Raw genomic sequence first — 25,436 nt, forward strand, 5'->3', positions numbered from 1 at the left:
TGATTTTCAAGCCCTTCAGCGTCTGCGCCGGAAGTGGGGCGCATTATAGGGGAGTTTCAGAGGACGTCAACAGGTTATTTCAACTTTATTGCTGGCGGACGCTGATGCGGGCAAAGGCCTTCTTGCCGGCCTGGCATATATAGGTACGGCCGATCTCGAACTGGAAGCCACGGTCGACCACCTCGCCATCCACCTTGACGCTGCCGGCGGCCAGCAGGTCGCGAGCCGCGGCGGCATTCTTCACCAGGCCGGCCTTGTTGAGAACGGCAGCGACCGGCAGCGGGGCGTCGGTCTCCAGCTCGACTTCGGGCAGGTCTTCCGGCAGTTCGCCTTCCTTCATGCGGTTGCCCGCGGAGCGGTGGGCATTCTGCGCGGCTTCTTCACCATGGAAGCGAGCGACGATTTCCTCGGCCAGCTTGATCTTGATGTCGCGAGGGTTGGCCCCCTGCTCCACATCGCTGCGGAACTGGGCAATCTCTTCCAGGCTGCGGAAGCTGAGCAGCTCGAAGTAACGCCACATGAGGGTATCGGGAATGGACACGAGCTTGTTGTACATGACGCCGGGCGCTTCCTGGATGCCGACATAGTTGCCCAGGGACTTGGACATCTTCTTCACGCCGTCCAGGCCTTCGAGCAGCGGCATGGTGAGGATGCATTGGGCTTCCTGGCCGTAGGCCCGCTGCAGCTCACGCCCCATCAGCAGGTTGAACTTCTGGTCGGTACCGCCCAGCTCGACGTCGGCCCGCAGGGCGACGGAGTCGTAGCCTTGCACCAGCGGGTAGAGGAACTCATGGATGGCAATGGACTGGTTGCTCGCGTAGCGCTTGCTGAAGTCGTCGCGCTCGAGCATGCGGGCTACGGTGTACTGCGAAGAGAGGCGAATGAAGTCGGCCGGGGACAGCTGATCCATCCAGGTGGCGTTGAAGGCCACTTCGGTACGCGCCGGGTCAAGGATCTTGAATACCTGGGCCTTGTAGGTCTCGGCATTCTCCAGCACCTGCTCGCGGGTCAGCGGCGGGCGGGTGGCGCTCTTGCCGCTGGGGTCGCCGATCATGCCGGTGAAGTCGCCGATCAGGAAGATGACCTGGTGGCCCAGCTCCTGGAACTGGCGCAGCTTGTTGATCAGCACGGTGTGGCCGAGGTGCAGATCCGGCGCGGTCGGATCGAAGCCTGCCTTGATGCGCAGCGGAGTGCCACGCTCCAGTTTTGTTACAAGCTCTGACTCGACGAGCAGCTCATCTGCTCCACGCTTGATGACCGCCAGCTGCTCCTGGACCGTTTTCATGGGGGCTTCGCCTCTGAATTTCGAAAGCGTGAACCTTATCAAGATGCCCCTAGCAGCCGCCAGCCGGCACGTCGGATCACCACCCCAAAGGGTTGTGACAGCCAGATTTTGATTATATTTTAGGCAGTTATTCACTTCTTTTAACGTCACATCATCACTTTAGCTAAATGACGAAGCCAATCACCAAAAGTCCGTTCTACCCCAAAAGCCACCTCGTGGCCGCCAGCGGGGTGGCCGCGCTCTTGAGTCTGGCCTTGCTCGTGTTTCCCTCTCAGCAGGTTGAGGCGAAACGTACTTCCATCAACTTGGATGTTGAACAGGACGCCGCGCGCGTCATGCCGGGTCAGGACGATCTAAAGGAGCAAGTGCTCTCCGATACTCAAGCGGCGACTACCCCATCTTCCTCCCCCTTCGCCCAGGTCGAGCAGGATCAACCGACCGACCAGACCGCCGAGGAGGCCCCCGCCGCAGAAGAAGCGGTGGCCGCCAGCGAGACACAGGAGCCGCAGTGGACCACCGAGACGGTACGCAAGGGCGATACCCTCTCGACCCTGTTCGAGCGTGCCGGCCTGGCCGCGGCCGTGGTGCACGAGGTGCTCGCCAGCAGCAAGGAAGCCAAGAAGCTGACCCGCCTGCGGGTAGGCCAGAAGATCGAATTCCAGCGGGAATCCTCCGTCGAGTTGCTGGCGGTGCGTACCAAGCTCACCGCGCTGCAGACCCTGTCGCTGGTCAAGGGCGACCAGGGCTACGAGATCGAGCACAAGACGGTTACCCCGGACATTCGCAAGGCCTATGCCCAGGGACGGATCAGCAGCTCGCTGTTCGCCTCGGCGCAGAAGGCCGGGCTGTCCCATGACATGACCATGGCGCTGGCCACCATCTTCGGCTACGACATCGACTTCGCGCTGGACATCCAGGAAGGCGACGAATTCGAGGTGGTCTACGAGGACAAGGTGGTCAACGGCAAGCACGTCGGCTACGGCAACATCCTGGCCGCGCGCTTCGTCAACAAGGGCAAGGCCTACACCGCGGTGCGCTACACCGCGAAGAACGGCACCACCAACTACTACACTGCCGAAGGCGGCAGCATGCGCAAGGCCTTCATCCGGACGCCGGTGGAGTTCTCGCGGATCAGCTCGCGCTTCACCATGGGCCGCTTCCACCCGGTGCTGAACAAGATGCGCGCACACAAGGGCGTCGACTACGCCGCGCCCACCGGTACGCCAATCCATGCCACGGGCGATGGCAAGATCGCCAAGGCCGGTCGCGAGAATGGCTACGGCAACGTGGTGATGATCCAACACGGCAAGACCTACACCACCGTCTATGGCCACATGAGCCGGATCGCCAAGGGCATGCAGGCCGGTGCCTCGGTGAAGCAGGGCCAGGTGATCGGCTACGTGGGCATGACGGGCCTGGCGACCGGTCCGCACCTGCACTACGAATTCCGCATCAACGGCAACCACGTCGATCCGCTCGGGGTGAAGCTGCCCATGGCCGACCCCATCGCCAAGAACGAGATCTCGCGCTTCCTGGCTCAGAGCCAGCCGCTCATGGCCCGCATGGACCAGGAGCGTGCGTCGCTCCTCGCGATGAACAAGCGCTGAGATGGAGCGCTACCTGGGGGTGATGTCCGGCACCAGTCTGGATGGACTGGACATCGCCCTGATCGAACAGGATGAGCGGACCCGCTTCGTCGCTGCCCTCGGCGTGCCCATGCCGGACGCGCTGCGCGGCGAGCTGCTGGCGTTGTGCGCGCCCGGGGACAACGAGATCGAGCGCATCGCCCGGGCCGAGCAGGCGTGGGTGACACTGGCCGCCCAGGGTATCGCCGAACTCCTGGCCCGGCAGGGGCTGACGCCAGCCGATATCCGCGCGGTAGGCAGCCACGGCCAGACCATCCGCCACCTGCCCGCCCAGGGCTACACCCTGCAGATCGGCGATGCCGCCCTGCTGGCCGAGCTGAGCGGCATCGACGTCATCGCCGACTTCCGCCGGCGCGACCTGGCGGCGAGGGGCCAGGGTGCACCCCTGGTACCGGCCTTCCATGCCGATCTCTTCGGCCAGGAGCGCCCACGCGCGGTGCTCAACATCGGTGGCTTCAGTAACGTGACCCTGCTGGCACCGGGCCTGCCGGTGCGCGGCTTCGACTGCGGCCCGGGTAACGTGCTGCTGGATGCCTGGATCCACCATAGCCAGGGATTGCACTTCGACGCCGACGGCGCCTGGGCGGCGCAGGGTCAGGTCGTGCCAGCGTTGTTACAGCGCCTGCTGAGCGATCCCTTCTTCGTGAAGAGCGGGCCGAAAAGCACCGGGCGCGAGCATTTCAATCTGCCCTGGCTGCAACGGCAGCTGGGGCAGCAGGCCGGCCTGGCGCCGGCGGATGTGCAGGCGACCCTGGCCGAGCTGAGCGCCCGCAGCATCGCCGACAGCATCCGCGCCGCCCAGGCGGTGGATGAGGTGCTGGTCTGTGGCGGCGGCGCGCACAACCAGGACCTGATGGCGCGGTTGGCCCGCCACCTGGCACCGGCCGCGGTACTCAGTACCGCGGCCTACCAGGTGTCACCGGACTGGATGGAAGCCATGGCCTTCGCCTGGCTGGCGCATAGATTCTGCGAGGGCCTGCCCGGCAACTGCCCCGAGGTCACCGGCGCCCGTGGCCTTCGCGTGCTGGGTGCGCTCTATCCGCACTAGGGCAATTGCTGCGCCCGATCAGATGGAGAAGGACTGACCGCAGCCGCAGGTGGTGGCGGCGTTGGGGTTCTTGATGACGAAGCGCGAGCCTTCCAGGCCTTCCTGGTAGTCCACCTCGGCACCGGCGAGGTACTGGAAGCTCATGGGATCGACGACCAGGTGCACGCCGTCGCGCTCGATGACGGTGTCGTCGTCGGCGGAGTCTTCATCGAAGGTGAAGCCGTACTGGAAGCCCGAGCAGCCGCCACCCGTGACGAAGACGCGCAGCTTCAGGCGGGGATTGCCCTCTTCCTCGATCAGGTTCTTCACCTTGCTGGCCGCGCCCATGGTGAACTGCAGGGGGGTCGGGGTGAAGGTTTCAATGGTCATTGCCGTAGTCTCCCGGCTTGCGCCGAACACAATTCAGTGACGAAATTATCCGCTTGCCCCAGCAAAAGGGTCAACTATTGCGCGACCGCGGGATGCCAGCCGAGACGACCGGAGTGAATGACTTGCTGGCAGCGCCACTCTAATATCGCGCCGCCTGATAAGGAGAATGCCCCGATGCTCTATCTTTGGTTGAAAGCCTTCCACCTGATCGCCCTGGTCTGCTGGTTCGCCGGTCTGTTCTATCTGCCGCGCCTGTTCGTCTATCACGCCCAGAGCAGTGATAGCGTCAGTCATGAGCGTTTCTGCCTGATGGAGCGCAAGCTGTACCGCGGCATCATGCTACCGGCGATGATCCTGACGCTGCTGTTCGGCATCGGCCTGCTGGTGATCAATCCGAGCTGGCTGACCCAGGGCTGGATGCACACCAAGCTGGCCCTGGTCGTGGTGCTGGTCGGTTATCACCATGTCTGCGGCGCCATGCGCAAGAGGTTCGAGCGCGGCGAGAACAAGCGCAGCCACGTGTTCTATCGCTGGTTCAACGAGGTACCGGTACTGGTCCTCATCGCCATCGTCATCCTGGTGGTGGTCAAGCCCTACTAGGTCCGCCGCCTTCCGAGGCGGACCCCCGCCGGTGACCGGCGTGATCTGGAGAAAGCAGTATGCAGCGTTATGCCCTGGTAACCGGTGCCTCGTGCGGGATCGGCCTGGCCCTGGCCGAGGCCCTGGCGCGGCGTGGCCAGCCCCTGATCCTGCTGGCGCGGCGCAAGGACAAGCTGGAGAGCATCGCCGCCGAACTGGCCCAGCGCTTCGACGTCGAGGTGCTGTACCGGGTCTGCGACCTGGCGGAGCCGCTGCATCTGACCGGCCTGCTGCATGAACTGGAGCAGAGCGAGAGGGCTATCGGCCTGCTGGTCAACTGCGCCGGGATCGGCAGCGGCGGCGACTTCCTCGCCGCCGACTGGCCGCGGGTGCAGGAGCAGCTCGAGTTGAACATCCTGGCGCTCACCCGCCTGTGCCATGCCCTGGGTCAGCACATGGCGATCCAGGGGGGCGGCCAGATCCTCAACGTCGCCTCCACCGCCGCCTTCCAGCCCATTCCCTACATGAGCAGCTATGCGGCGACCAAGGCCTATGTGCTGCACTTTTCCGAAGGCCTGCGCGAAGAACTCAAGGGACGTGGGGTATCGGTGTCGGTGCTCTGCCCCGGCCCGACCCGTACCGCCTTCTTCGAGAACGCCGGCCTGCACACAGGGCGCATGGAGCAGGGCAAGCTGCTGATGTCCGCCGAGGAGGTGGCCCTGGCGGCGGTCAAAGGGCTGGAACGCCGCCAGGCGGTGATCGTGCCCGGCTGGCGCAACCGGCTGGGTAGCCTGCTGCCGCGCTTCTTCCCCCGCGCCCTGACCCGCTCGGTGGCGGTGCGGATCGGCAAACTGTTCCAGCCGGCGTAACGGTGCTCCCGCCCGCGGCACCTGACCCCGGACGGCGGCCGCTGGTACACTCGCCCTCTATCCAGCCAGCAGGAGATCGACGTGGATTGTCTGTTCTGCAAGATCGTCGCCGGGGACATTCCGGCCAAGGTGCTCTACGAGGACGATCAGGTCATGGCCTTCCATGACATCGCCCCGCAGGCGCCGGTGCACTTCCTGGTCATCCCCAAGAAGCACATCGCGACCCTCCACGACCTCAGCGAGGCCGACGACAAGCAACTCGCCGGGCACATCCTCTTCACCGCCCAGCGCCTGGCCCAGGAGCAGGGCTGCGAGGAAGGCTTCCGCGTGGTGATGAACTGCAACGCCCTGGGTGGCCAGACGGTCTACCACATCCATATGCATGTGCTGGGCAAGCGGCAGATGACCTGGCCACCGGGCTAGGTATCCCCCGCCCCTTCATTGCCTGCCAAGGAGATCATCGTGAGATCCAAGCGTCTCTACTCCCCGCTCGATCGGCTATTGATCCAGGCCGATACCGCTCTGCGTACCCTGACGCCCTTCAGCGGCGCCCCGACCCGAAGCTCGCCGGCCATCCCGCTCAAGGATGCCGAGCTGAGCGACGAGGAACGGCGCCATGCCGCCGGCCTCATGCGCATCAACCACACCGGCGAGGTCTGCGCTCAGGCGCTGTACCAGGGCCAGGCGCTGACCGCCAAGCTGCCGGAAGTGCGCGAGGAGATGGAGCGCGCGGCGGACGAGGAGATCGATCACCTGGCCTGGTGCGAGCAGCGCATCCGCGCCCTGGGTGAGCGTCCCAGCCTGCTCAATCCGCTGTTCTACGGCCTGTCCTTCGGTATCGGCGCCGGCGCCGGCCTGATCAGCGACCGCCTGAGCCTGGGCTTCGTCGCCGCCACCGAGGATCAGGTGTGTCGTCATCTGGATGAGCACCTGGAAAAGCTGCCGCCGGCCGATGCCAAGTCGCGGGCGGTACTGGAGCAGATGCGCATCGACGAGGAACAGCACGCCGAGCACGCCTTGGCGGCCGGTGGCTGGCGCTTTCCCTCGCCAATCAAGCAGGGCATGAGCCTGGTGGCCAAGGTGATGACCAAGACCACCTACCGCATCTGACACGGCATTCGCGCCCATGAAAAAGCCCTGCCTTGGCAGGGCTTTTTGCCGTCTGGCGCTTCAGATATCGAAGAAGACGGTTTCCTGCGGACCTTGCAGGTAGATGTCGAAGCGATAGGCCAGGCGACCGTCGATCTCGCAGCGACGTGCCAGCAGGGTGCTGCGGCGCTCCGGTTCCGGCAGGTTGTAGACCGGGCAGCGGGCGTTGGCCTCGGCTTCGTCGTCGAAGTAGATCCGCGTCTGCAGGTGGATGTTGATGCCCCGGGCGAACAGGGTGACGTTGATGTGCGGGGCCATCGGCTGGCCACGCTGGTCGCTCACCTGGCCAGGCTTGACGGTGCGCAGAGTCCAGTCGCCGGCATCGAAGGTGGTGGCGGTGCGGCCGAAGCCGTTGAAGGCCTTCTCGATGTCGTAGAGCGGATCGTAGTGGCCCTGGTGGTCGGCCTGCCAGAACTCCAGGAAGGAGTCGCGCACCAGGTTGCCGTTGCCGTCGAACACCTGGCCGGTGAGCAGGATGTGCTCGCCGGGGGCATCGGGCTTGGCCAGCTCGTTCCAGATCTCGACATCGCGGGTGGGATTACCGGCCGCGGCCAGGGCCAGGCCGATGTGCACATAGGGGCCGGCGGTCTGGGAGGGCGTTTCCGGCAGCAGGTCGTGGCGGTTGGGGATCATCTCGGCGTCCTCAGTGGTGTTCGAAGAACGTCTGCCGCGCGCCGCGGGTGACGATGTCGAAGCGATAGGCCAGGCAGTCCATGGGGTTGGCCATGCTCATGTCCAGGCGGGCGATGAGGGTCTGGACGGCATCGGGATTGGCGATGGCCTTGATGATGGGGCACAGCGGGATCAGCGGATCGCCCTCGAAGTACAGCTGGGTGATCAGCCGGGTGGCGATGGCCGGGCCCATGACCGAGACGTGGATGTGCGCCGGGCGCCAGTCGTTGCTGCCATTGCGCCAGGGATAGGGGCCTGGGCGGATGGTACGGAAGACGTAGTTGCCCTGGCTGTCGGTACGGGTGCGGCCGACGCCGCCGAAATTAGGATCGAGCGGCGCCAGGTAGACGTCGTTCTTGTGCCGGTAGCGGCCACCGGCGTTGGCCTGCCAGATCTCCACCAGGGAATTGGGCACGGGCTTGCCGAACTGGTCGCGCAGGGTACCGAACAGCACGATGCGCTCGCCCTGGGGCAACTGGCCGGTACCGAAGTTGAGCAGCAGGTCGTTGTCGTGCGGGCCCAGGGGCAGCCGCGAGAAATCCGGGCCGGTCCGCTCGGAGGCGGTCTGGTGCTGCAGGCTGACCAGCGCCTGGCGCGGCGAACGCGGAATGGACGACTTGTAGGCGGGAGTATAGGCCTGGGGATGCCAGGCGCGATCACGGGCGACGTAGCGTACGTCGTGGGGCTTGTTATGCATTGGAATGCTCCACGGAAGAATCAGGGGCCAGGAGGGCCGATCCCAGTGTGGCTCAGGGCGCCGCCTGGCTGAATTGAAAGCTGCGCCTCAACCCATAACCTAATGGTTATGGGTAAGCTCGGCGGCGACCTCGCGCAGGACGGCGCAGAAACGCTCCACCGCCAGCGACAGGGGCACGCTGCCATTGCGGCAGATGCCCACCGAGCCGCCCGCCTCCCGCACGCCGAGACTCACCTCTACCAGCTCGCCGGTGGCCAGGTCACGGCGGACCGCATCGAGCGGTGCGATCCACAGGGCATCGCTCTGCCGCACGTACTGCCGGCTCAGGGTAGGCGACAGGGTTTCCAGGCGCTGGGCGCTGAGCGGGATGCCGCACTGCACGAAGAGGCTCTCGGCATGGCGGCGGATGGTGGCACCGGGCAGCGGCAACACCAGGGGATAGCGCGCCAGGGTCGCCCGGTCGGCCGGCAGGGCCTGGCTCAACGGATGGCCCGGACGGACCACCAGGGTCAAGGCCTCGGTATAGAGGTGCTCGAACTGCAGACCATGGATGTCGGGGCTGTCGGTCATGCGGCCGACCACCAGGTCCAGGTCGCCGACTCGCAACTGGCCCAGCAGGTAGGCGCTGGGACCGGTGGCGACATTGACGATGAGCTGGCGGTGGCGATCGTGCAGCCGCGCCAGGACCTCGGGCAATACCTGGCTTTCCACCGTCGAGAGCACCCCGACCCGTACCAGGCCGCCGGCCTCGCCGCCACGCACCAGTTGCATCCCTTCGCGCAGCGCCTGCACGCAGGGCCCGGCATGGCGCAGGAACAACAGGCCCGCGGCCGTCGGCACGACCTCGCCCTTGCCGCGCTCGAACAACCGCACCTCGAGAATCTCCTCGAGTTCGCGGATGGTCTTGGAAATGGCCGGCTGGGACACGGCGATGGCATCGGCAGCCTTGGCGAAGCTGCGCTGCTGGGCGATTTCCAGAAAGCACAGCAGGTGCCGGAACTTGATGCGGTTGTCGAGATTCATGGGGCTCTCAAGGCAAGGCTCGGGCCAGAGACTACCACCCGGCGGTCGCGCCAAAGCCTTGCAGTCAGCAAGGGCATCCTTTGCTACAGTGCCGCCTCGCCCCCTGGAATGTCCCCATGTCGATCCGTGCCCAGCAGAAGCTGCAAACGCGCCAGGCGCTGCTGGAGTCGGCACGCCTGCTGATGAACAGCGGCCGCGGCTTCGGCAGCCTCAGCCTGCGCGAGGTGAGCCGCCAGGCGGGGATCGTGCCGGCGGGCTTCTATCGCCACTTCGCCGACATGGAAAGCTTCGGCCTGGCCTTGGTGACGGAGGTGGGTGACACCTTCCGCGACGCCCTGCGCCAGGTAAGGCACCACGAGCTGCAGCAGCGCGGGATGATCGAAGCCTCGGTGGAGATCTTTCTCGGCGCCGTGGCCGACAACCGCGATCAATTCCTCTTTCTCGCCCGTGAGCAATACGGCGGCTCCCTGACCGTGCGCCAGGCCATCGCCGACCTGCGCCAGCGCATCACCCAGGATCTGGCGCGCGACCTGCTCGCCCTGGGTCGCCTGCCACAGCTGACGGCATCGCAGATCGATGTCCTCGCCGACCTGGTGGTGAAGACGGTGTTCGCCACCCTGCCGGAGTTGATCGATCCACCACCGGCCACGACGCCTGGGCACCTCTGGCCAGCGGCGAAGATGGTGCAGCAGCTCAAGCTGATCCTGATCGGCAGCAAGCACTGGCGACGCCATGAGCGGGAAGACGCCCCAAAAGAGCGCATTGAGCTGCTGGCTACGGCGATGGCGCACCAAATAGGAGCAACCTGAGCGCCTGGTCAGGAATCGCTGCCTCAGAAGCAGGCGAATTGCCTGGCTTGGCAGGCCCCTTGCTGGGATGCTGGGCGAAAACTGCCAAGAGTCCTGCCATGCTGGTCGTCCAAAGCCGCTGCGCGCCCCGGGATACCTGGGACGCCGAACTCCACCTCACCTATGACGCCCGTAGCAAGAGCCGCCTGAGAGCCACCACCAGTGCAGGCGAAGACGTCGGCCTGTTCCTCGAACGTGGGCAACCGCCGCTGGCCGATGGCGACTGCCTTGAGGCGCGGGACGGCCGCATCGTGCGGGTCGTCGCCCGCCCGGAACAGCTGCTGCACGTCACCTGTGCCAGCGCCTTCGAGCTGACCCGCGCCGCCTACCACCTGGGCAATCGTCATGTCGCCCTGCAGATCGGCGATGGCTGGCTGCGATTGCTGGACGACTATGTGCTCAAGGCCATGCTGGAGCAGCTCGGCGCCCAGGTCACCGCGATCGAGGCCGGCTTCCAGCCGGAGCACGGCGCCTACGGCGGCGGCCACCATCACTCGCACCATGGCGAGGAAGGCTTCAACTACGCGCCCAAGCTGCACCAGTTCGGCGTGCGCCCGTGAATGCGCCCTTCGCCCTGCTGCGCCTGGCCAGCCCCCAGCTGCCCATCGGTGGCTACAGCTATTCCCAGGGCCTGGAGCTGGCCATCGACAGCGGCCTGATCCGCAGCGCCGTGGACGCCGAGGCCTGGCTGCGCGACAACCTCGACCTCAACCTGGCGCGGTTCGAGGCGCCCCTGCTGCTGGCCCACTGCGCCGCGGCTTGCGCCGGCGACTGGTCGCGCCTGAGCGAACTGGCCGACCGTCACAGGGCCAGTCGCGAGACCGCGGAATTCCAGCTGGAAAGTCGCCAGACCGGCTATTCCCTGGCGCAACTGCTGCTCGGCCTGCCGGAGCTGGACGACGAGAGTCGCAGCCTGCTGGCCGACCTGGCGCCGACCTTCGCCCTGGGCTGGGCGCTAGCCGCCCGCGCCTGGGGCATAGCGCCGCGCGCGGCGCTGGATGCCTGGCTGTGGACCTGGCTGGAGAACCAGCTGGCGGTGCTGATGAAGACCCTGCCGCTGGGCCAGCAAGCCGCCCAGCGCCTCACCTCCACCCTGCTGCCGACCCTGGCCGCCGTCGCCGAGCGGGCCGCAGACCTGCCCGAAGCGGCCTGGGGCGGCGCCCCCTTCGGCCTCGCCCTCACCAGCATGGCCCACGAGCGGCAGTACAGCCGCCTGTTCCGTTCCTAGGAGATCCCCTGATGAATACCCAACCCCTGCGCGTCGGTATCGGCGGACCGGTCGGCTCCGGCAAGACCGCCCTCACCCTGGCCCTCTGCCGCGCCCTGCGCGAGCGCTACAACCTGGCGGTGGTGACCAACGACATCTATACCCGCGAAGACGCCGACTTCCTGGTGCGCAACGAGGCCCTGGCGCCCGAACGCATCCTCGGCGTGGAGACCGGTGGCTGCCCGCACACCGCCATCCGTGAAGACGCCTCCATCAACCTGGAGGCGGTCGACCAGCTCAACCGCCGCTTCCCCGGCCTGGACCTGATTCTGGTGGAATCCGGTGGCGACAACCTCTCGGCCACCTTCAGCCCGGAGCTCTCCGACCTGACCCTCTATGTCATCGACGTCTCGGCCGGCGACAAGCTGCCGCGCAAGGGTGGCCCCGGCATCTGCAAGTCGGACCTGCTGGTGATCAACAAGGTCGACCTGGCCGAGATGGTCGGCGCCTCCCTGGAGGTGATGGATCGCGACACCCGCAAGATGCGCGGCGACAAGCCCTTTGTGTTCAGCAACCAGAAGACCGGCAAGGGTCTGGAAGAGATCATCGCCTTCATCGAGAAGCAGGGCCTGCTGACCGCCGCCTGACCCCAGGATCACCCCCTCAAGGAGCCTCCATGAAACACACCAAGATCCTCGCCACCGCCGCCCTGCTGCTCACCCCGGCGCTGGCCTTCGCCCACCCGGGCCACGCCGAGAACGGCCTGGCCGCCGGGGTCCTGCACCCCCTGACCGGCCTCGACCACCTGCTGGCCATGCTGGCCGTCGGTCTCTGGGCGGCCCAGCAACAGGGCAAGGCGCGCCTGGCGCTACCCTGCACCTTCGTCGGCACCATGTTGATCGGCGGCCTGCTGGGCTTCACCGGGCTGGAGTTGCCGTTCCTGGAGACCGGCATCGCCGCCTCGGTGCTGGCGCTGGGACTGCTGGTCGCCCTGGCCGCCCGCCCGCCGGTGGCGGCCGCCGTGGGTCTGACCGCCGCCTTCGCCCTGTTCCATGGCGTGGCCCATGGTCTGGAACTGCCGGAAATGGGCAACCCCTGGGCCTATGCCCTCGGCTTCGTCGCCGCCACCGCGACCCTGCATGGCTTGGGCTATGCCGTGGTGCGCTACCTGCCCCAGGCCGCCACGCCGCTGGTACGCCTGGCCGGTGTGGCTACCGCCGTGGCCGGTGGTTGGTTGCTCGCCGCCTGACCTGTCAGGTTATCCCCAGCTGCTGGCGCAACCGCGCCAGCACGCCCTCCTCCACCACCGCCGGCAGCTGTGCGGTGTAGCCACCGAAGCTGGCGAAGCGGCTGGCGAAGTCCACGTCGAGCACGAATCTGTTGTCGAACTGGGTGGACGCCAGGGGCGCCAGCACCTCGGCGGAATAGGTGTCGCGCGGATCACTGCCCAGTCGCACCGGCAGGTCGCCGCTCTGCTGGCGATAGGCGACCCAGGGCGAATAGGTGAAGGCTTCCAGCCGCCCACGCGCCAGATCCAGCTCCAGTAGCCGCAACAGGCCGTTGCCGCCGGCATATTCGGTCTGATAGTTGATCAGCAAGAGATCCACCGGCTGGCCGGCGTCGTTGGCCAGGCGCAGATGGCCGCTGCCGTGGTTGTGGCCATTGAGGGTGAGGAAGATCTGGTCGTTGTGGCGGATCAGCCGATTCCACAGCCGTACCCCGGTGTCGTTGCGGCGGTTCGACAGCACCGCGTGGCCGTTCACCAGGTCGACGATGTTGTGCGAGCAGAGGATGGTCGGCAGGTGCGGATAGCGATCCAGCAGCCCCTGGGCCCAGTCCAGGCTCTGGTCGGAGGGGCACCAGTCCAGGGTCAGCAGCAGAAAGCCCTGGCCGAGCGCCGAGAAGCGATGGGCCTCGTTGAGTCCGGTGGCATCGCGCTCGACGAAGGTCGCCTGCCGCGCGGCACGTTCGCGGCCGAAGTATTGGGTGAAGAGTTCACGGCCATCGCGCAGGCGATCCTCGGTGTAGAGCTCGACGACGTCATGGTCGCCGGTCATGACGCTATAGGGCACGCCGGCCCGCTCCAGGCGTGCCATGGCGTGGCTCGCCAGGGTCCATTCGCCACGTTGCTCGGCGTTTTCCACCAGATCGCCCAAGTGCACCACGAAGGGCATGTTCAGGGCCGCGGCGTTGTTCGCCAGCCAGTGGGTCTGGGCATGGAAGGCCAGTGCCGGTGGATAGCCGAGGTGACCATAGCGCTCCACCCGCCGGCCGTTGGGCAGCATCTCGTGGTTGTTCTCGCTGTAGTACTGGGTATCCGGCAGGGCCCCGAGCACGAAGCTGGTACGCGACGGCAGGGGCGCCAGCGGCGTGAAGGCGTGGCGCTCGAACCAGCTGGCGCGGTGTTCCGGCAAACCATAGCGCTGGGTCGGCTTGCAGGCCGCCAGCAGCGGCAGGCCGGCCAGCGCCAGGCACAGCCGGCGACGATGGAGATCGGGCGAGTCGGTCATGGCGCAGGCCTCAGGGCAGGTAGTAGGCCTGCCAGCGATTGTCGTTGAAGCGACCCTCCAGCACCGGCTGGCGGCTGGCCAGCGGGGTGCCGGCCAGGGCCGCCTGGCTGTCGGCGTCGAGCAGGACATAGGCGGGCCGCGCGACCTCGGCGAGCTGGCCGGGTCGGGCGACGTCGATGAAGGTCGGCAGGGGCACGTCGTAGTCCAGATTCATCAGGTAGCGGAAGGCCTTGGTGTCCTGGCCCAGGCCGAAGAACACCAGCTGCCCAGGCTCGCCCTGGCGCAGGCTCTCCAGACGGGTGACGAAGGCACGGGTGTCGTAGCGCAGCGCCTGCATGGGGTCCAGCGCCAGCACCACCAGCAGCCATTGCGCCAGGGCCGCCGCGGCCAGCGGCATGCCCAGGCGGAAGGCGCCGCGCTCGCGCCAGGCGGCCACCAGGGCGAACAACGCGAGGACGCCGAAGGCGCCCAGCAACAGGCGCAGGTCCAGCGGCGGCCACCAGCCGGCGGCCTGTAGCCTGGGTTGCTGCAGCTTGACCAGGACCCCGAGCACCAGCGGGAACACCACCAGCAACGGCAGGAACAGGCGGCGTACCCAGACCAGGGCACCCTGGCCCTGCAGCAGCACCCAGGCACCCAGGGCGGCGCAGGCGGGGATCGCCGGCAGGATGTAATAGGGCTTCTTGAAGGTGGGGATGGACAGCGCCACCAGGATCAGCGTGGCGAAGCCGGCCAGCTGGATCAGCAGGCGACTGTCCGCCTGCTCATGGCGCAGGCGCCAGTGCTGCCGCAGCGTCGGCAGGGCCAGCAGTGCCAGGGGAAACGCCGGTGCATAGCGATACAGGCCCAGTTGCAGGAAGTACCACCAGGGATAACCGGCGCCATCGGTATCGTCCAGGCGCCCGGAGACCTGCATGCGCATCACGTCTTCGACGAAGGGCCGGCCGCCGGTGCGCCAGGCCAGGCCGAACAGCAGGGCGCAGCACAGTCCCAGCACCGCGGCGCCGACCAGCCCGTAGCCGAAGCTGCGTCGCCAGTCGCCCTGCAACAGCCAGTAGACACAGACCACCCCGCAGGGCTCGATCAACCCCAGCGGACCGCGCACGGCGAAGCCGGCGGCCATGCAGAGGAATACCAGCAGGCGCCGCCGTGGCATTCCGCGCTGGTCGGCGCTCCACAGCAGATAGAAACAGCCCAGTGCGGCCAGGGTGACGAACTGATCCAGGCAGATCGAGCGGGCCTTGGCCAGGAAGCCGTTGGTCAACAGCAGCACCAGCACCGCCAGCAGCCCCCAGGTACGCGACCGCTCGGCCAGCAGGCGATAGAGCAGGCCGACGATGGCCGCCGAGGCCAGGGCGGTGGGGATGACGGTGGCCAGCCGATTGACCTCGCCGAAGGCCTGGGCGAAGACGTTGATCAGCAACGTCGAGGTGGCGGGATAGTCCGGATAGGGTTGGCCATAGCTGGTCGGGAAGGCGCTGACACCATGGCGGAACATCTCCTGGGCGAACAGCGCGAAGCGGCCGTCGAAGCCGATGAACGGCTGCTCCCACAGGCCGAGGGTGAACAGCGGCACGGCCAGCAGGCACAGCGCCAGACTTTCGAGGCGCAGGCGCGCCGGACTCGGGATGGACGACACGCAGCGGGACTCCGGCAGGCTGGGGGACGGGTTCGAGACCCGGCGCCACTATCGCCGAACAACCTTAGGAATCGCTGAAATCAGGCTGACGGCAAGCTGACAGAAGCCCCAGGGCAGAGCGGTTTCTCGGCGCGGCGGCCGCGACTATGCCGAAAAAGCAAAAAGTTTTTATTACAGCTGCATCCAGAAGCCCTGCTGCCGGGTATAGCCCGCACAGTCCAGCCGACTGTGCCCCTTTCATTCCGGAGCAAGCGCATGAACAACTCCTCTAGCCGTTGCAGCATCCTGGTCCTGACCGCCTGCCTGAGCACCCCGCTGCTGGCGCAAGGCGAGCTGCCCGAAGCCGTCCGCGTCCCCGCCGGTAACAGCCTGATGCTGGAAACCGTGGGCAAGGGCACCATCGTCTACGAATGCCGCGACAAGCAGGACATGCCCGGCCAGACCGAATGGTTCTTCGTCGGTCCCAAGGCCGAACTCCATGATCGCCAGGGCAAGCTGGTCGGCACCTACTACGGACCGCCCGCCACCTGGCAAGCCAAGGACGGCTCCAAGGTGGTCGGCAAGCAGTTGGCGGTCGCCCCCGCCGGTGCCGGCAACCTGCCCTATCAACTGGTGGAGGCGGCGCCCGCCGAAGGCCAGGGCGCCTTCCAGGGCACCCGCTACATCCAGCGGACCGCGCTCAAGGGTGGCGTTGCCCCGGCCAAGGCCTGCACTACCGCCAACAAGGGTGAGCGGGAAACGGTGAGCTACCAGGCCGACTACCTGTTCTGGAAGAAGGGCTGAAGCCCAGCGGACAGCCGCGAGCGGATCGGCTAGGCTCGGCTGATCCGGTCGCCACCCTGGCGTCCCCAGCCTGGTGCGACCTCGTGACCGACCGCCCCTACGATCCTGCCGCGTTGCTCGCCGCCTGTGCCCGGGGCGAGCGCGCCGCCTTGCAGCGGCTCTACCAGGCCGAGGCGCCGCTGTTGCTGGGTATCGTCCTGCGCTTGGTCCGGGATCGCGGCCTGGCCGAGGATATCCTCCACGATGCCTTCCTGCGGATCTGGCGTGGCGCCGCCGGTTTCACGCCGGAGCGCGGTTCGCCGCGCGGCTGGATGTGCAGCGTGGCGCGCCACCTGGCGCTCAACGCCCTGCGCGATCGCCAGCGCCTGGTCCCCCTGGCGGAGGACAGCGAACCCCTGCTGGCCGAGCACGACGATCCCGCGCGCCACGCCGAAGGCCGGCGCCTGGAGGGCTGCTTGCAGAATCTGGACACGCCGCGCCGGGAGGCCATCCTGGCCGCCTACCTGGACGGCTGTTCCCACGGCGAGATCGCCCAGCGCCTGCAGGCGCCGCTGGGCACGGTGAAGAGCTGGATCACCCGCGGCCTCAAGGCGCTGAGGGAGTGCATGACATGACGAGCGACGGCACCCTGCCCGCGGACGACGAAATCGAGCGCCTGGCTGGCGAATACGTACTGGGCACCCTGGAAGCCGCCGAACGCCGCCAGGTGGAACGCCGGCTGCCGACCGATGCCCCGCTGCGCGCGGCGGTGGCCCGTTGGGAGGCGCGGCTGCAGCCGCTGGCCGAGCGGGTGCCACCCGTCGAACCCGGACTGAATCTGTGGCCGCGCATCGCGCGCAGCCTGGAGGACGCCGCGGCCGCGCCCCTGCCGCAACGACCACGCCCCTGGCAACGCCTGGCCGTCTGGCGTGGCCTGAGCGCGGTGGGCCTGGCGGCCAGCCTGGTGCTCGCGGTATTGCTGGTGCTGCGCCCGGTGCCTACCCCGACCTATCTCGTGGTGCTGGCTGCACCGGGTGACCGGACCCCGGGCTGGGTGGTCCAGACCGCTAGTACTCACGACCTGCAGCTGATCCCCCTGGGCCGCGATGCCGTGCCGAGCGGCAAGGCGCTGCAATTCTGGACCAAGGCCGATGCCTGGCAGGGCCCGGTGTCGCTGGGATTGGTGGAACCGGGGCGCACCGTGCAGGTACCGCTGGATCGGCTACCGCCGCTGGAGGCCAACCAGTTGTTCGAGCTGACCCTGGAAAACCAGGGGGGCTCGCCGACCGGCCGACCCACCGGGCCGATCCAGTTCATCGGCCGGGCGGTGAAGGTGCTCTAGCGAGCGACCTCAGCTCTGGCGGTGGATGTTGAAGTTGCTGAACGCCTGGCAGGTCGCCATCAGCTGGATGCGGTTGATGTTGACGTGCTTGGGCTGGTTCAGCGCCCAGTGGATGGACTCGGCGATGTCGTCCGGGGTCAGGGGTTCGGTACCGGCGTAGACGGCGTCGGCCTTGGCTTTGTCACCGCCGAAGCGCACCACCGAGAACTCGCTTTCCGACAGGCCCGGCTCGATGTTGGTCACCCGGACCCCGGTACCCAGGAGATCGGATCTCAGGCTGAGGCTGAATTGCTTGAGGAAGGCCTTGGTGGCGCCGTAGACGTGGCTGCCCGGATAGGGATAGTCGCCCGCCACCGACCCCAGGTTGACGATGCCGGCGCCGGCGCCATGGGCGATCAGGCGCGGCAAGAGCAGGCGCGTGCAATAGAGCATGCCCTTGATGTTGGTATCGACCATGGTGTCCCAGTCGTCCAGGTCGCAGCTCTGCGCGGGGGTGTTGCCCAGCGCCAGGCCGGCATTGTTGACCAGGGCGCGCAGCTGATTGAATTCCTCTGGCAGACCGGCGACCGCCGCTTCGACCGCAGCACGATCCTGGACATCCAGCACCAGCGGCAGCACCTTGGCCTGGCCGGACAGTTCTTCCGCCAGGGCGTGCAGGCGGTCCTCGCGGCGGCCGGTGATGACGATCGACCAGCCGTCCTTGGCGAAGCGGCGAGCGGTGGCGGCGCCGAAACCGGAGGTGGCGCCGGTGATGAAGATCGAAGACATGGAAGATTCCTTCTGCAGGGGAAATTGGCCGACGCCCACCTTAGCTCAGGGGCAATCGTCAGGCGAATACCCAGATCGCTGGGTATCCGACCGATCAGCTATAACGTCTTGGTATTGAACGGTTTTCCGGTGACTGGTGATTTTTTGAGCAGTTCCTGCCAGCCCAGGTGCCCTGGGCCTCACACCCGGCTATGCCAAGCTTATCCACAGGACGATCCACGGAATTCCTGTACAGAACTCGGACCCGTCAGCAGGTGGATAAGTCCGCCGCGCTGAGCCAGGCCGGAGGTCCGGCCGGTGCCAGGCCGGTGCACGCCGCCTCCGCGCAGGCGGCCAGGCCGGCGAAGCGCAGCTCACGCCCGGTGAGCCCGGGGCCGTAGTGGGCGAACTTGCCGGAGTTGGTCAGCAGGGTTCGGGCGCCGGGTGGGACCAGCGGTTCCCCCAGCATGCACCAGCAGGTATCGCCCACCAGCTGGGCCCCGAAGGCCTCCAGCTCGGCCAGGGCGCCGCTGCGTTCCGCGGCCATCCGCACGGCCCGTCCCAGGGTGATCACCAGGGCCACCCCGGGATGCTTGCGCCGACCCCGGCAGAGTTCGGCCAGGCGCAGGCACTCCTCGGCGGAGAAATGCGGATTGCCCAGCGCCACCAGCTGCACCTCGCGCGCCGCGGCGCTGTCCAACTCGGCCAAGGCCTGGCGCAGGTCGGCCAGGCCGATGTCTTCGATCTCCAGCTCGGGCGAGGCCACCGCGGCCAGGGTCGGCGCCTCGGGCGTCACCCCGACCAGATGGAACAGCGGCGCCGCCGAGGTGGTGGCGAAGGCGGCGCCGAAGGTCTTGAGGTCGTCGCGACTGGGCTGGCTGTTTTCCAACCCCAGTACCGCCGGGATCCGCGTGGGCGAGCGCAGGCCGATCCAATAGCCGAGCAGCGGATAGAAGGCGTCGTCATGGCCCTCGGGTACGGTGACCCGGAAGACCTTGGCCGCGCGACGACCGCTGTCCAGGTGGCAACCCGCCAGGGGTGCCCGGCCGGTCAGGGCGGTGCAGATATCGAGGAAGTCGGCGTATTTCTGGGTCCGCGCCCCCAGCACGCTGTTGGCGAAGACCACAGCATTGGATTCGGCCCACACCACCTGCTCGCCCAGCGCCGGGGCACTGTCCAGCAGATAGGGGGCGCAGGTGAAGGTGGGGCTGCAGCCCAGCGCCACATAGGCCTCGGCCAGGGCACTGGCCGGCTCGCCGATCGCCGGTGCCACGCCCTGCTCGCGCCAGCGACGCTGGTCCACGGAGACCGCATTGAGGCTGGTGGGCACCCGTACCTTGCCGCCCCACTCCACCAGGCGTTGGGCGAAGGCCAGGCTGGCCGGTCCGGTATAGATGCAGCCGTCGATATGCGCCTGGCTGATGTCGAGCAGCTCGCCAGCGCCCTGCAGGTGCGCCATCCGTACCAGAATCTTCATGGCCGCCTGGGCGGCGCGGCCCTGGGCACCGTCGAGCGTGGCCTGGTCGGTCGCGCTGAGCCGGAGTTCGGCGGTGTCATCCGGCGCGGCTGGGGGAAAGTGGCTGTCCGGCGAGCCGATCCAGCCATCGTTCACCCGGATTTCGTCGGTCTCGGCCAGGGCGGCGAAGGCTTCGGCACCCAGGCTGACCACCGGCAGGGACAGGCCGAACAGCTCCTCGGCGACGATGGCGCCCAGGCTGAGGATCTCGTCCGGCTCGGCCAGCAGCAGCGCCGCCGGACCGCGCCCGGCGAGCAACAGCTCCAGCAGCACGGCACTGCCGGTGCAGGAGCCGCGGCCACTGGGAATGGCCAGGACCCGTCCGGCCAGCTGCAGGCCATGCAGCGGATGGTGACGGTCGATCACCCGGCCACTGGCCGGATCGACGCCACCCCAGAAGCTCAGCCCTATGGGTGCCCAGGCCAGGCGACCCTGGGCCCGACCCGCGACCAGCGCGCGACCGCGGACCGGCTCCATCGCTAGTGACCGCCGAGGTAGGCTTCGCGCACCTGGGGATTGGCCAGCAATTCCTGGCCGCTGCCGGTCATGCGGATCTCGCCGGTGACCATCACGTAGGCGCGATCGGACAGGCGCAGGGCATGGTTGGCGTTCTGCTCCACCAGGAAGATGGTCATGCCGCTCTTGGCCAGCTCGCGCAGGATCTGGAAGATCTGCTTCACCACGATGGGCGCCAGGCCCAGGCTCGGCTCGTCGAGCAACAGCAGCTTGGGTCGGCTCATCAGCGCCCGGGCGATGGCCAGCATCTGCTGCTCGCCGCCGGACATGGTCATGGCGCGCTGGTTGCGGCGCTCCTTGAGCCGCGGGAAGAGTTCGAACATGCGCTGCATGTCCTCGTCCACCCAGCGGGTACCGATGGGGATGGTACCCATCAGCAGGTTTTCCTCGACCGTCATGTCGGGGAACACGTGGCGCCCCTCCGGCGACTGGGCGATGCCGTTGGACGCCACGTAGTGGGCGTTCTTGCGGGTGATGTCCTCACCGCGGTAGAGGATCTGCCCGTTACGCGCCTGGGGCTGGCTGAAGATGGACATCAGCAGGGTGGACTTGCCGGCGCCGTTGGAGCCGATCAGGCTCACTGTCTCGCCTTCGTTGATGGTCAGGGAGACGCTCTTCAGGGCCTGGATGGGCCCATAGAAGACGTCGACGTTGCGAAACTCCAGGATCGGCGTGGTCATGCCACCTCCTCTTCTTCGGCGCCGAGGTAGGCGGCGATGACCTTGGGATCGTTGCGGATATCGGCCGGCAGGCCGCGGGCGATGACCTGGCCATGGTCCAGCACCACGATGTGGTCGGAGATGTTCATCACCATGCCCATGTCGTGCTCGATCAGCACCACGGTGATGCGGTGCTGGTCGCGCAGCAGGCGGATCATCCCGGCCAGGGCCTCGGTCTCGGCCGGGTTGAGGCCGGCGGCGGGCTCGTCCAGGCAGACGATCTCCGGACGGGTACACATGGCGCGGGCGATCTCCAGGCGGCGCTGCTGGCCATAGGAGAGTTCACCGGCCAGGCGGTTGGCGTGGTCGACCAGGTCGACCACCTCCAGCCAGTAGAAGGCCGTGTCCAGCGCCTTCTCCTCGGCCCGGCGATAGCCGGGGGTATTGAGGATGCCGGTGATGAGGTTGCGGTTGCACTGCATGTGCTGCGCCACCAGCAGGTTCTCCACCACCGACATCTCCTTGAACAGGCGGATGTTCTGGAAGGTACGGGCGAGACCGGCGCGGTTCACCAGGTGGGTGCCACCGAACATCTTGTACCAGAGCCGGCTGCCGAACTGCACCGGATTGACGAAGTCGGTGGCCTGGAAGCGCTCGCCCATGATCTTGCCGACGCGGGTCGAACGACCGTCGGCGGTATCCAGGCGGATCTCGCCATCGGTGGCCTTGTAGAAGCCGGTCAGGCAGTTGAACACCGTGGTCTTACCGGCACCATTGGGGCCGATCAGCGCGGTGATGGAGTGCCGCTGGATATCGAAGGACACGTCCGAGAGCGCCTTGATGCCGCCGAATCTCATGCCCAGACCGCTCACGGTCAGAATGTTGTCGCTCACGGCGCCACTCCCTTGCGAATCGCGAAGCCACTGCGGGCGATACGGATCAGGCCACGCGGCCGCCACATCATCATCACCACCATGAGCACGCCGAACACCAGCATGCGGATGTCGCCGAATTCGCGCAGCAGCTCGAACAGCAGGGTCATGACGAAGGCCGAGACCACCACCCCGACGGTGGAGCCCAGGCCGCCCAGGACCACGATGGCCAGCACCAACACCGACTCGAAGAAGTTGAACGAGGCCGGGTTGATGAAGCCCTGGTAGGTGGCGAAGAACACCCCGGCTAGGCCGGCGGTGGAGGCACCGATCATGAAGGCGGAGAGTTTGACCAGCACGTGGTTCAGGCCCATGGCGCGGCAGGCGATCTCGTCTTCGCGCAAGGCTTCCCAGGCGCGGCCGACCGGCATGCGGGTCAGCCGGTGCTTGATGTAGAGCACCAGCAGCACCACCAGGAACAGCACGGTGTAGATGAAGATCATGGTCGCGTTGGGGTTGTAGCTGATGCCCAGCAGCTCATGGATGGGCACCCCGCCCTCCTTCGCCCGGCGGCCGAATTCGATGCCGAAGAAGGTCGGCGAAGGCGCGGCGATGCCGTTGGGGCCCTTGGTCACTTCCAGCCAGTTGTTCAGCACCAGGCGGATGATCTCGCCGAAGCCAAGGGTGACGATGGCCAGGTAGTCGCCGTGCATGCGCAACACCGGGAAGCCCAGTATCGCCCCCGCCACCGCGGCCATGACCGCCGCCAGCGGCAGCATGGTCCAGAAGCCCAGGCCCAGGTACTGGTAGCCCAGCGCCAGCCCGTAGGCGCCGATGGCATAGAAGCCGACGTAGCCGAGGTCGAGCAGACCGGCCAGGCCCACCACGATGTTCAGGCCGAGGCCCAGCAGCACGTAGATCAGGCAGAGGATGATCACCGTCAGCCAGTACTTGGTGGCCAGGAAGGGAAAGGCGATGGCGACCAGGATGACGAGGGGCAGGATGAACCTGAGGTTGGACTTGTGTCCCGGCGGCAGCACATGGACGCCGCCGTCATTGCGCTTGAAGGACTCGATCCAGTCACGCCCCTTGGCGGTCTGGCCGAACAGGCTGAGCAGGAAGCGGCCGGCCATGACCACGGCGACCATGATGCCGACGCGACCGGGCTGGAGGTTGTAGCCATAGCCGTCGAGCACGATGCCGACGATGGGGCCGAACAGGATCAGCGAGACCAGGCCGACCATGAGGGTGTCGCGCAGCACGACCTTGAGGTCGAAGGAGGAAGACGTCTGACTCATGGATTACACCTTCGTGACCTGGGGTTTGCCGAGCAGACCCTGGGGCCTAAAGATCAGGATCGCCACCAGCAGCGAGAAGCTGAAGACGTCCTTGTAGTCCGAGTTCACCAGGCTGGCGAACTGGGCTTCGGAGATGCCGAGGATGATGCCGCCGAGCATGGCGCCGGGCAGCGAGCCGATGCCGCCGAGTACCGCCGCGGTGAAGGCCTTGATGCCGATGATGAAGCCGGCGTAGAAGTCGAAGGTGCCGTAGTTGAGGGTGATGAGCACCCCCGCCAGCGCCGCCATGGCCGCGCCGATGATGAAGACGTAGGAGATCACCCGGTCGGTGTTGATGCCGAGGATCTGCGCCATCTTGCGATCCTGCTGGGTGGCCCGGCACATGCGGCCGAGGGTGGTCTTCTGGATCACGTAGGTGAGCAGGCCCATGCCGATGATGGAGGCCAGGATGATGAAGATCTTGGTGTAGGTGATGATCACGAAGCCATCGCCGATGTGCAGCCGCAGGGCGCCGTCGAGCAGCGTCGGCACCCCCTGCTGGCGCGCGCCCTGGGCGAGTTGCACGTAGTTCTGCAGGATCAGCGACATGCCGATGGCGGAGATCAGCGGCGCGAGGCGAGTGGAATTGCGCAGCGGCTTGTAGGCGATGCGTTCGATGGCCCAGCCGTACACGGAGGTGACCACCACGGTGAAGATCAGGGTGCCGAGGATCAGCACGGGAAAGGAATGCAGGCCGAACACGCTCAGCACGGCGATACCGATGGCGGCGAGATAGGCCGAGACCATGTACACGTCGCCATGGGCGAAGTTGATCATGCCGATGATGCCGTAGACCATGGTGTAGCCGATGGCGATGAGTCCGTAGACCGAGCCCAGGGTCAGGCCGTTGACCAGTTGTTGCAGGAAGATACCGTCCACGTTTGCAGTCTCGCGCTGGAAGGATGACGAGGGCCGCCAGCCGCCGCCTCGTCCTGGGGCGGAGACGAGATGGCGGCCGGCGGATTCACGCGAGGATCAGGGCAGCTGGTGGTACTTGCCCTTGTCGTCCCATTCGTACATCACGTAGTCGGAGACCTTGAGGTCACCCTTGCTGTCCCAGCTCTTCTCACCCAGCACGGTGTTGACGCTGTGGGATTTCAGCCACTCGGCGGCCTTGGCGCCGTCGGTGCCCTTGATGCCGTTGAAGGCCGCGGCCACGGCCTGCAGCGAGGCGTAGGAGTAGAGGGTGTAGCCCTCGGGCTCGTAGCCGGACTTGCGCAGGGTTTCCACCACGGTCTTGCCGGCCGGGTTCTGCAGCGGATCGGCGCCGAAGGTCATCAGCACGCCCTTGGTGTACTGGGCGCCACCGGCGGTGGTGACCAGGTCGGCGGAGACGATGCCGTCGCCGGAGACGAACTTGGCGGTTACGCCCTGCTCGCGCATCTGGCGGACCAGCGGACCGGCTTCGGGATGCAGGCCGCCGAAGTAGACCACGTCGGCGCCGGAGGCCCGGATCTTGGTGACCAGGGAGTTGAAGTCCTTCTCGCCGCGGGTCAGGCCCTCGTAGAGCACCTCTTTCACACCGCGCTTGTTGAGTTGCGCCTTGGTGGCGTCGGCCAGGCCCTGACCATAGGTGTCCTTGTCGTGGATGATGGCGACCTTCTTGGCCTTGAGGGTGTCGACGATGTAGTCGCCGGCGACGATGCCCTGCTGGTCGTCACGGCCGCACATGCGGAACACGCCCGCCAGGCCACGCTCGGTGATCTTGGGGTTGGTGGAGGCCGGGGTGATGGAGATGATGCCGGCTTCGTCGTAGATCTCCGAGGCGGGCATGGTGTTGGAGGAGCAGAAGTGGCCGATCACGGCCTTGACCTTCTCGGAGTCCACCAGGCGGTTGGCCACGGCCACGGCCTGCTTGGGCTCGCAGGCGTCGTCGCCCTGTACCAGCTTGATCTTCTCGCCATTGATGCCGCCGGCGGCGTTGATGTCTTCCGCGGCCTGGCTCGCCCCCTTCCAGAACTGCTCGCCATAGGCTGCGCTGGCACCGGTGAAGGGACCCGCAACCCCGATCACGATGTCGGCATGCGCCAGGGACGAGAGGGTGAACGCAGAACCGATAGCGAGAGCCAGAATGCCTTTTCTGTAAATCTTCGACATGGGAGGTTTGCTCCAGAGGGTGGTTGGCTCTTCGGCTTGAGCAAAGC

Annotated in this window: 28 protein-coding genes; 14 read left to right on the forward strand and 14 right to left on the reverse strand. The window is 66.8% G+C overall.

Going from position 1 to position 25,436, the window contains the following annotated elements; translation table 11 throughout:
- Nucleotides 1-85: 85 nt before the first annotated feature.
- On the reverse strand, nucleotides 86-1,285 hold the full coding sequence (tyrS, locus tag FSV73_RS23035; protein ID WP_145012068.1) for a tyrosine--tRNA ligase: 1,200 nt from the start codon (nucleotides 1,283-1,285) through the stop codon (nucleotides 86-88).
- A 167-nt stretch (nucleotides 1,286-1,452) separates the two neighbouring features.
- Between tyrS and FSV73_RS23040 the strand changes: the two genes are divergently transcribed.
- Both FSV73_RS23040 and FSV73_RS23045 read left to right on the forward strand, forming a co-directional pair.
- Nucleotides 1,453-2,892: a peptidoglycan DD-metalloendopeptidase family protein gene (locus FSV73_RS23040; protein WP_186309319.1), complete on the forward strand. Its 1,440-nt coding sequence runs from the start codon at nucleotides 1,453-1,455 to the stop codon at nucleotides 2,890-2,892.
- 1 nt (nucleotide 2,893) lies between these two features.
- Nucleotides 2,894-3,979 (forward strand): anhydro-N-acetylmuramic acid kinase, encoded by a 1,086-nt coding sequence (locus FSV73_RS23045; protein WP_145012074.1) that lies wholly within the window; start codon nucleotides 2,894-2,896, stop codon nucleotides 3,977-3,979.
- An 18-nt stretch (nucleotides 3,980-3,997) separates the two neighbouring features.
- On the opposite strand, the gene erpA is transcribed toward FSV73_RS23045, so the two are convergent.
- Complete coding sequence (gene erpA / locus FSV73_RS23050; protein WP_145012077.1) at nucleotides 3,998-4,348, reverse strand: iron-sulfur cluster insertion protein ErpA; 351 nt, start codon at nucleotides 4,346-4,348, stop codon at nucleotides 3,998-4,000.
- 174 nt (nucleotides 4,349-4,522) lie between these two features.
- Between erpA and hemJ the strand changes: the two genes are divergently transcribed.
- The 4 genes from hemJ to coq7 all read left to right on the forward strand — a co-directional run bounded on the left by hemJ (nucleotide 4,523) and on the right by coq7 (nucleotide 6,906).
- Nucleotides 4,523-4,948, forward strand: coding sequence for a protoporphyrinogen oxidase HemJ (gene hemJ, locus FSV73_RS23055; protein WP_145012081.1), 426 nt, complete (start codon nucleotides 4,523-4,525; stop codon nucleotides 4,946-4,948).
- Nucleotides 4,949-5,007: 59 nt separating this feature from the next.
- On the forward strand, nucleotides 5,008-5,796 hold the full coding sequence (locus tag FSV73_RS23060) for an SDR family NAD(P)-dependent oxidoreductase (RefSeq protein ID WP_145012085.1): 789 nt from the start codon (nucleotides 5,008-5,010) through the stop codon (nucleotides 5,794-5,796).
- Between the two features lie 81 nt (nucleotides 5,797-5,877).
- Nucleotides 5,878-6,219, forward strand: coding sequence for a histidine triad nucleotide-binding protein (locus FSV73_RS23065; RefSeq protein ID WP_145012113.1), 342 nt, complete (start codon nucleotides 5,878-5,880; stop codon nucleotides 6,217-6,219).
- Nucleotides 6,220-6,258: 39 nt separating this feature from the next.
- On the forward strand, nucleotides 6,259-6,906 hold the full coding sequence (gene coq7 / locus FSV73_RS23070; RefSeq protein ID WP_145012116.1) for a 2-polyprenyl-3-methyl-6-methoxy-1,4-benzoquinone monooxygenase: 648 nt from the start codon (nucleotides 6,259-6,261) through the stop codon (nucleotides 6,904-6,906).
- A gap of 60 nt (nucleotides 6,907-6,966) precedes the next feature.
- Here coq7 and pcaG read toward each other — a convergent pair whose 3' ends face one another.
- The 3 genes from pcaG to pcaQ all read right to left on the reverse strand — a co-directional run bounded on the left by pcaG (nucleotide 6,967) and on the right by pcaQ (nucleotide 9,337).
- Entirely contained in the window at nucleotides 6,967-7,578 is a 612-nt protein-coding gene (gene pcaG / locus FSV73_RS23075) for a protocatechuate 3,4-dioxygenase subunit alpha (protein WP_145012119.1), read from the reverse strand.
- Nucleotides 7,579-7,588: 10 nt separating this feature from the next.
- On the reverse strand, nucleotides 7,589-8,314 hold the full coding sequence (gene pcaH, locus FSV73_RS23080; protein ID WP_145012122.1) for a protocatechuate 3,4-dioxygenase subunit beta: 726 nt from the start codon (nucleotides 8,312-8,314) through the stop codon (nucleotides 7,589-7,591).
- Between the two features lie 99 nt (nucleotides 8,315-8,413).
- The gene (gene pcaQ, locus FSV73_RS23085) at nucleotides 8,414-9,337 is read right to left on the reverse strand and encodes a pca operon transcription factor PcaQ (protein WP_145012125.1); all 924 of its coding nucleotides are present in this window, start codon (nucleotides 9,335-9,337) and stop codon (nucleotides 8,414-8,416) included.
- A 116-nt stretch (nucleotides 9,338-9,453) separates the two neighbouring features.
- Here pcaQ and FSV73_RS23090 point away from each other — a divergent pair, with 116 nt between their 5' ends.
- The 5 genes from FSV73_RS23090 to FSV73_RS23110 all read left to right on the forward strand — a co-directional run bounded on the left by FSV73_RS23090 (nucleotide 9,454) and on the right by FSV73_RS23110 (nucleotide 12,641).
- On the forward strand, nucleotides 9,454-10,146 hold the full coding sequence (locus tag FSV73_RS23090) for a TetR family transcriptional regulator (RefSeq protein ID WP_145012128.1): 693 nt from the start codon (nucleotides 9,454-9,456) through the stop codon (nucleotides 10,144-10,146).
- 98 nt (nucleotides 10,147-10,244) lie between these two features.
- A complete protein-coding gene (ureE, locus tag FSV73_RS23095; protein ID WP_145012131.1) occupies nucleotides 10,245-10,745 on the forward strand; it encodes an urease accessory protein UreE in 501 nt (166 codons plus the stop codon).
- Nucleotides 10,742-11,413, forward strand: coding sequence for an urease accessory protein UreF (locus FSV73_RS23100; protein ID WP_145012134.1), 672 nt, complete (start codon nucleotides 10,742-10,744; stop codon nucleotides 11,411-11,413). The genes ureE and FSV73_RS23100 overlap by 4 nt, the downstream gene beginning before the upstream one ends.
- Before the next feature lie 11 nt (nucleotides 11,414-11,424).
- A complete protein-coding gene (gene ureG, locus FSV73_RS23105) occupies nucleotides 11,425-12,039 on the forward strand; it encodes an urease accessory protein UreG (RefSeq protein WP_145012137.1) in 615 nt (204 codons plus the stop codon).
- 29 nt (nucleotides 12,040-12,068) lie between these two features.
- Nucleotides 12,069-12,641: a HupE/UreJ family protein gene (locus tag FSV73_RS23110; RefSeq protein ID WP_145012139.1), complete on the forward strand. Its 573-nt coding sequence runs from the start codon at nucleotides 12,069-12,071 to the stop codon at nucleotides 12,639-12,641.
- Nucleotides 12,642-12,645: 4 nt separating this feature from the next.
- Here the strand turns inward: FSV73_RS23110 and FSV73_RS23115 are convergent, their stop codons facing one another.
- Nucleotides 12,646-13,902: a metallophosphoesterase gene (locus FSV73_RS23115; protein WP_145012142.1), complete on the reverse strand. Its 1,257-nt coding sequence runs from the start codon at nucleotides 13,900-13,902 to the stop codon at nucleotides 12,646-12,648.
- A gap of 10 nt (nucleotides 13,903-13,912) precedes the next feature.
- Complete coding sequence (locus tag FSV73_RS23120; RefSeq protein ID WP_145012145.1) at nucleotides 13,913-15,541, reverse strand: ArnT family glycosyltransferase; 1,629 nt, start codon at nucleotides 15,539-15,541, stop codon at nucleotides 13,913-13,915.
- Between the two features lie 255 nt (nucleotides 15,542-15,796).
- On the opposite strand from FSV73_RS23120, the gene FSV73_RS23125 reads away from it, so the two are divergent.
- The 3 genes from FSV73_RS23125 (at nucleotide 15,797) to FSV73_RS23135 (ending at nucleotide 17,645) form a co-directional block, all read left to right on the forward strand.
- A complete protein-coding gene (locus FSV73_RS23125; protein ID WP_145012148.1) occupies nucleotides 15,797-16,324 on the forward strand; it encodes a DUF3455 domain-containing protein in 528 nt (175 codons plus the stop codon).
- Between the two features lie 83 nt (nucleotides 16,325-16,407).
- Nucleotides 16,408-16,938 carry a sigma-70 family RNA polymerase sigma factor gene (locus tag FSV73_RS23130; RefSeq protein ID WP_145012151.1) on the forward strand — a complete coding sequence of 177 codons (531 nt, stop codon included), beginning with the start codon at nucleotides 16,408-16,410 and terminating at the stop codon, nucleotides 16,936-16,938.
- Nucleotides 16,935-17,645 (forward strand): anti-sigma factor, encoded by a 711-nt coding sequence (locus FSV73_RS23135; RefSeq protein ID WP_145012154.1) that lies wholly within the window; start codon nucleotides 16,935-16,937, stop codon nucleotides 17,643-17,645. The genes FSV73_RS23130 and FSV73_RS23135 overlap by 4 nt, the downstream gene beginning before the upstream one ends.
- Before the next feature lie 9 nt (nucleotides 17,646-17,654).
- Here FSV73_RS23135 and FSV73_RS23140 read toward each other — a convergent pair whose 3' ends face one another.
- From FSV73_RS23140 to FSV73_RS23170, 7 genes are all read right to left on the reverse strand, one after another.
- Entirely contained in the window at nucleotides 17,655-18,413 is a 759-nt protein-coding gene (locus FSV73_RS23140; RefSeq protein WP_145012157.1) for an SDR family oxidoreductase, read from the reverse strand.
- 247 nt (nucleotides 18,414-18,660) lie between these two features.
- On the reverse strand, nucleotides 18,661-20,385 hold the full coding sequence (gene lhpI, locus FSV73_RS23145) for a cis-3-hydroxy-L-proline dehydratase (protein WP_145012160.1): 1,725 nt from the start codon (nucleotides 20,383-20,385) through the stop codon (nucleotides 18,661-18,663).
- Nucleotides 20,386-20,387: 2 nt separating this feature from the next.
- Entirely contained in the window at nucleotides 20,388-21,104 is a 717-nt protein-coding gene (locus tag FSV73_RS23150) for an ABC transporter ATP-binding protein (protein WP_145012163.1), read from the reverse strand.
- Complete coding sequence (locus FSV73_RS23155; RefSeq protein WP_027599107.1) at nucleotides 21,101-21,976, reverse strand: ABC transporter ATP-binding protein; 876 nt, start codon at nucleotides 21,974-21,976, stop codon at nucleotides 21,101-21,103. Before FSV73_RS23155 ends, FSV73_RS23150 begins: the two co-directional genes overlap by 4 nt.
- Nucleotides 21,973-23,253, reverse strand: a complete 1,281-nt coding sequence (livM, locus tag FSV73_RS23160; RefSeq protein WP_145012166.1) for a high-affinity branched-chain amino acid ABC transporter permease LivM — start codon at nucleotides 23,251-23,253, stop codon at nucleotides 21,973-21,975. The genes FSV73_RS23155 and livM overlap by 4 nt, the downstream gene beginning before the upstream one ends.
- A gap of 3 nt (nucleotides 23,254-23,256) precedes the next feature.
- Nucleotides 23,257-24,171, reverse strand: a complete 915-nt coding sequence (locus FSV73_RS23165; RefSeq protein ID WP_059231854.1) for an ABC transporter permease subunit — start codon at nucleotides 24,169-24,171, stop codon at nucleotides 23,257-23,259.
- Nucleotides 24,172-24,267: 96 nt separating this feature from the next.
- A complete protein-coding gene (locus FSV73_RS23170) occupies nucleotides 24,268-25,389 on the reverse strand; it encodes a branched-chain amino acid ABC transporter substrate-binding protein (RefSeq protein WP_145012169.1) in 1,122 nt (373 codons plus the stop codon).
- Nucleotides 25,390-25,436: the final 47 nt, after the last annotated feature.

The organism is Pseudomonas oryzihabitans, from assembly GCF_007665395.1.
GTDB classification, from domain to species: Bacteria; Pseudomonadota; Gammaproteobacteria; order Pseudomonadales; family Pseudomonadaceae; genus Chryseomonas; species Chryseomonas psychrotolerans_C.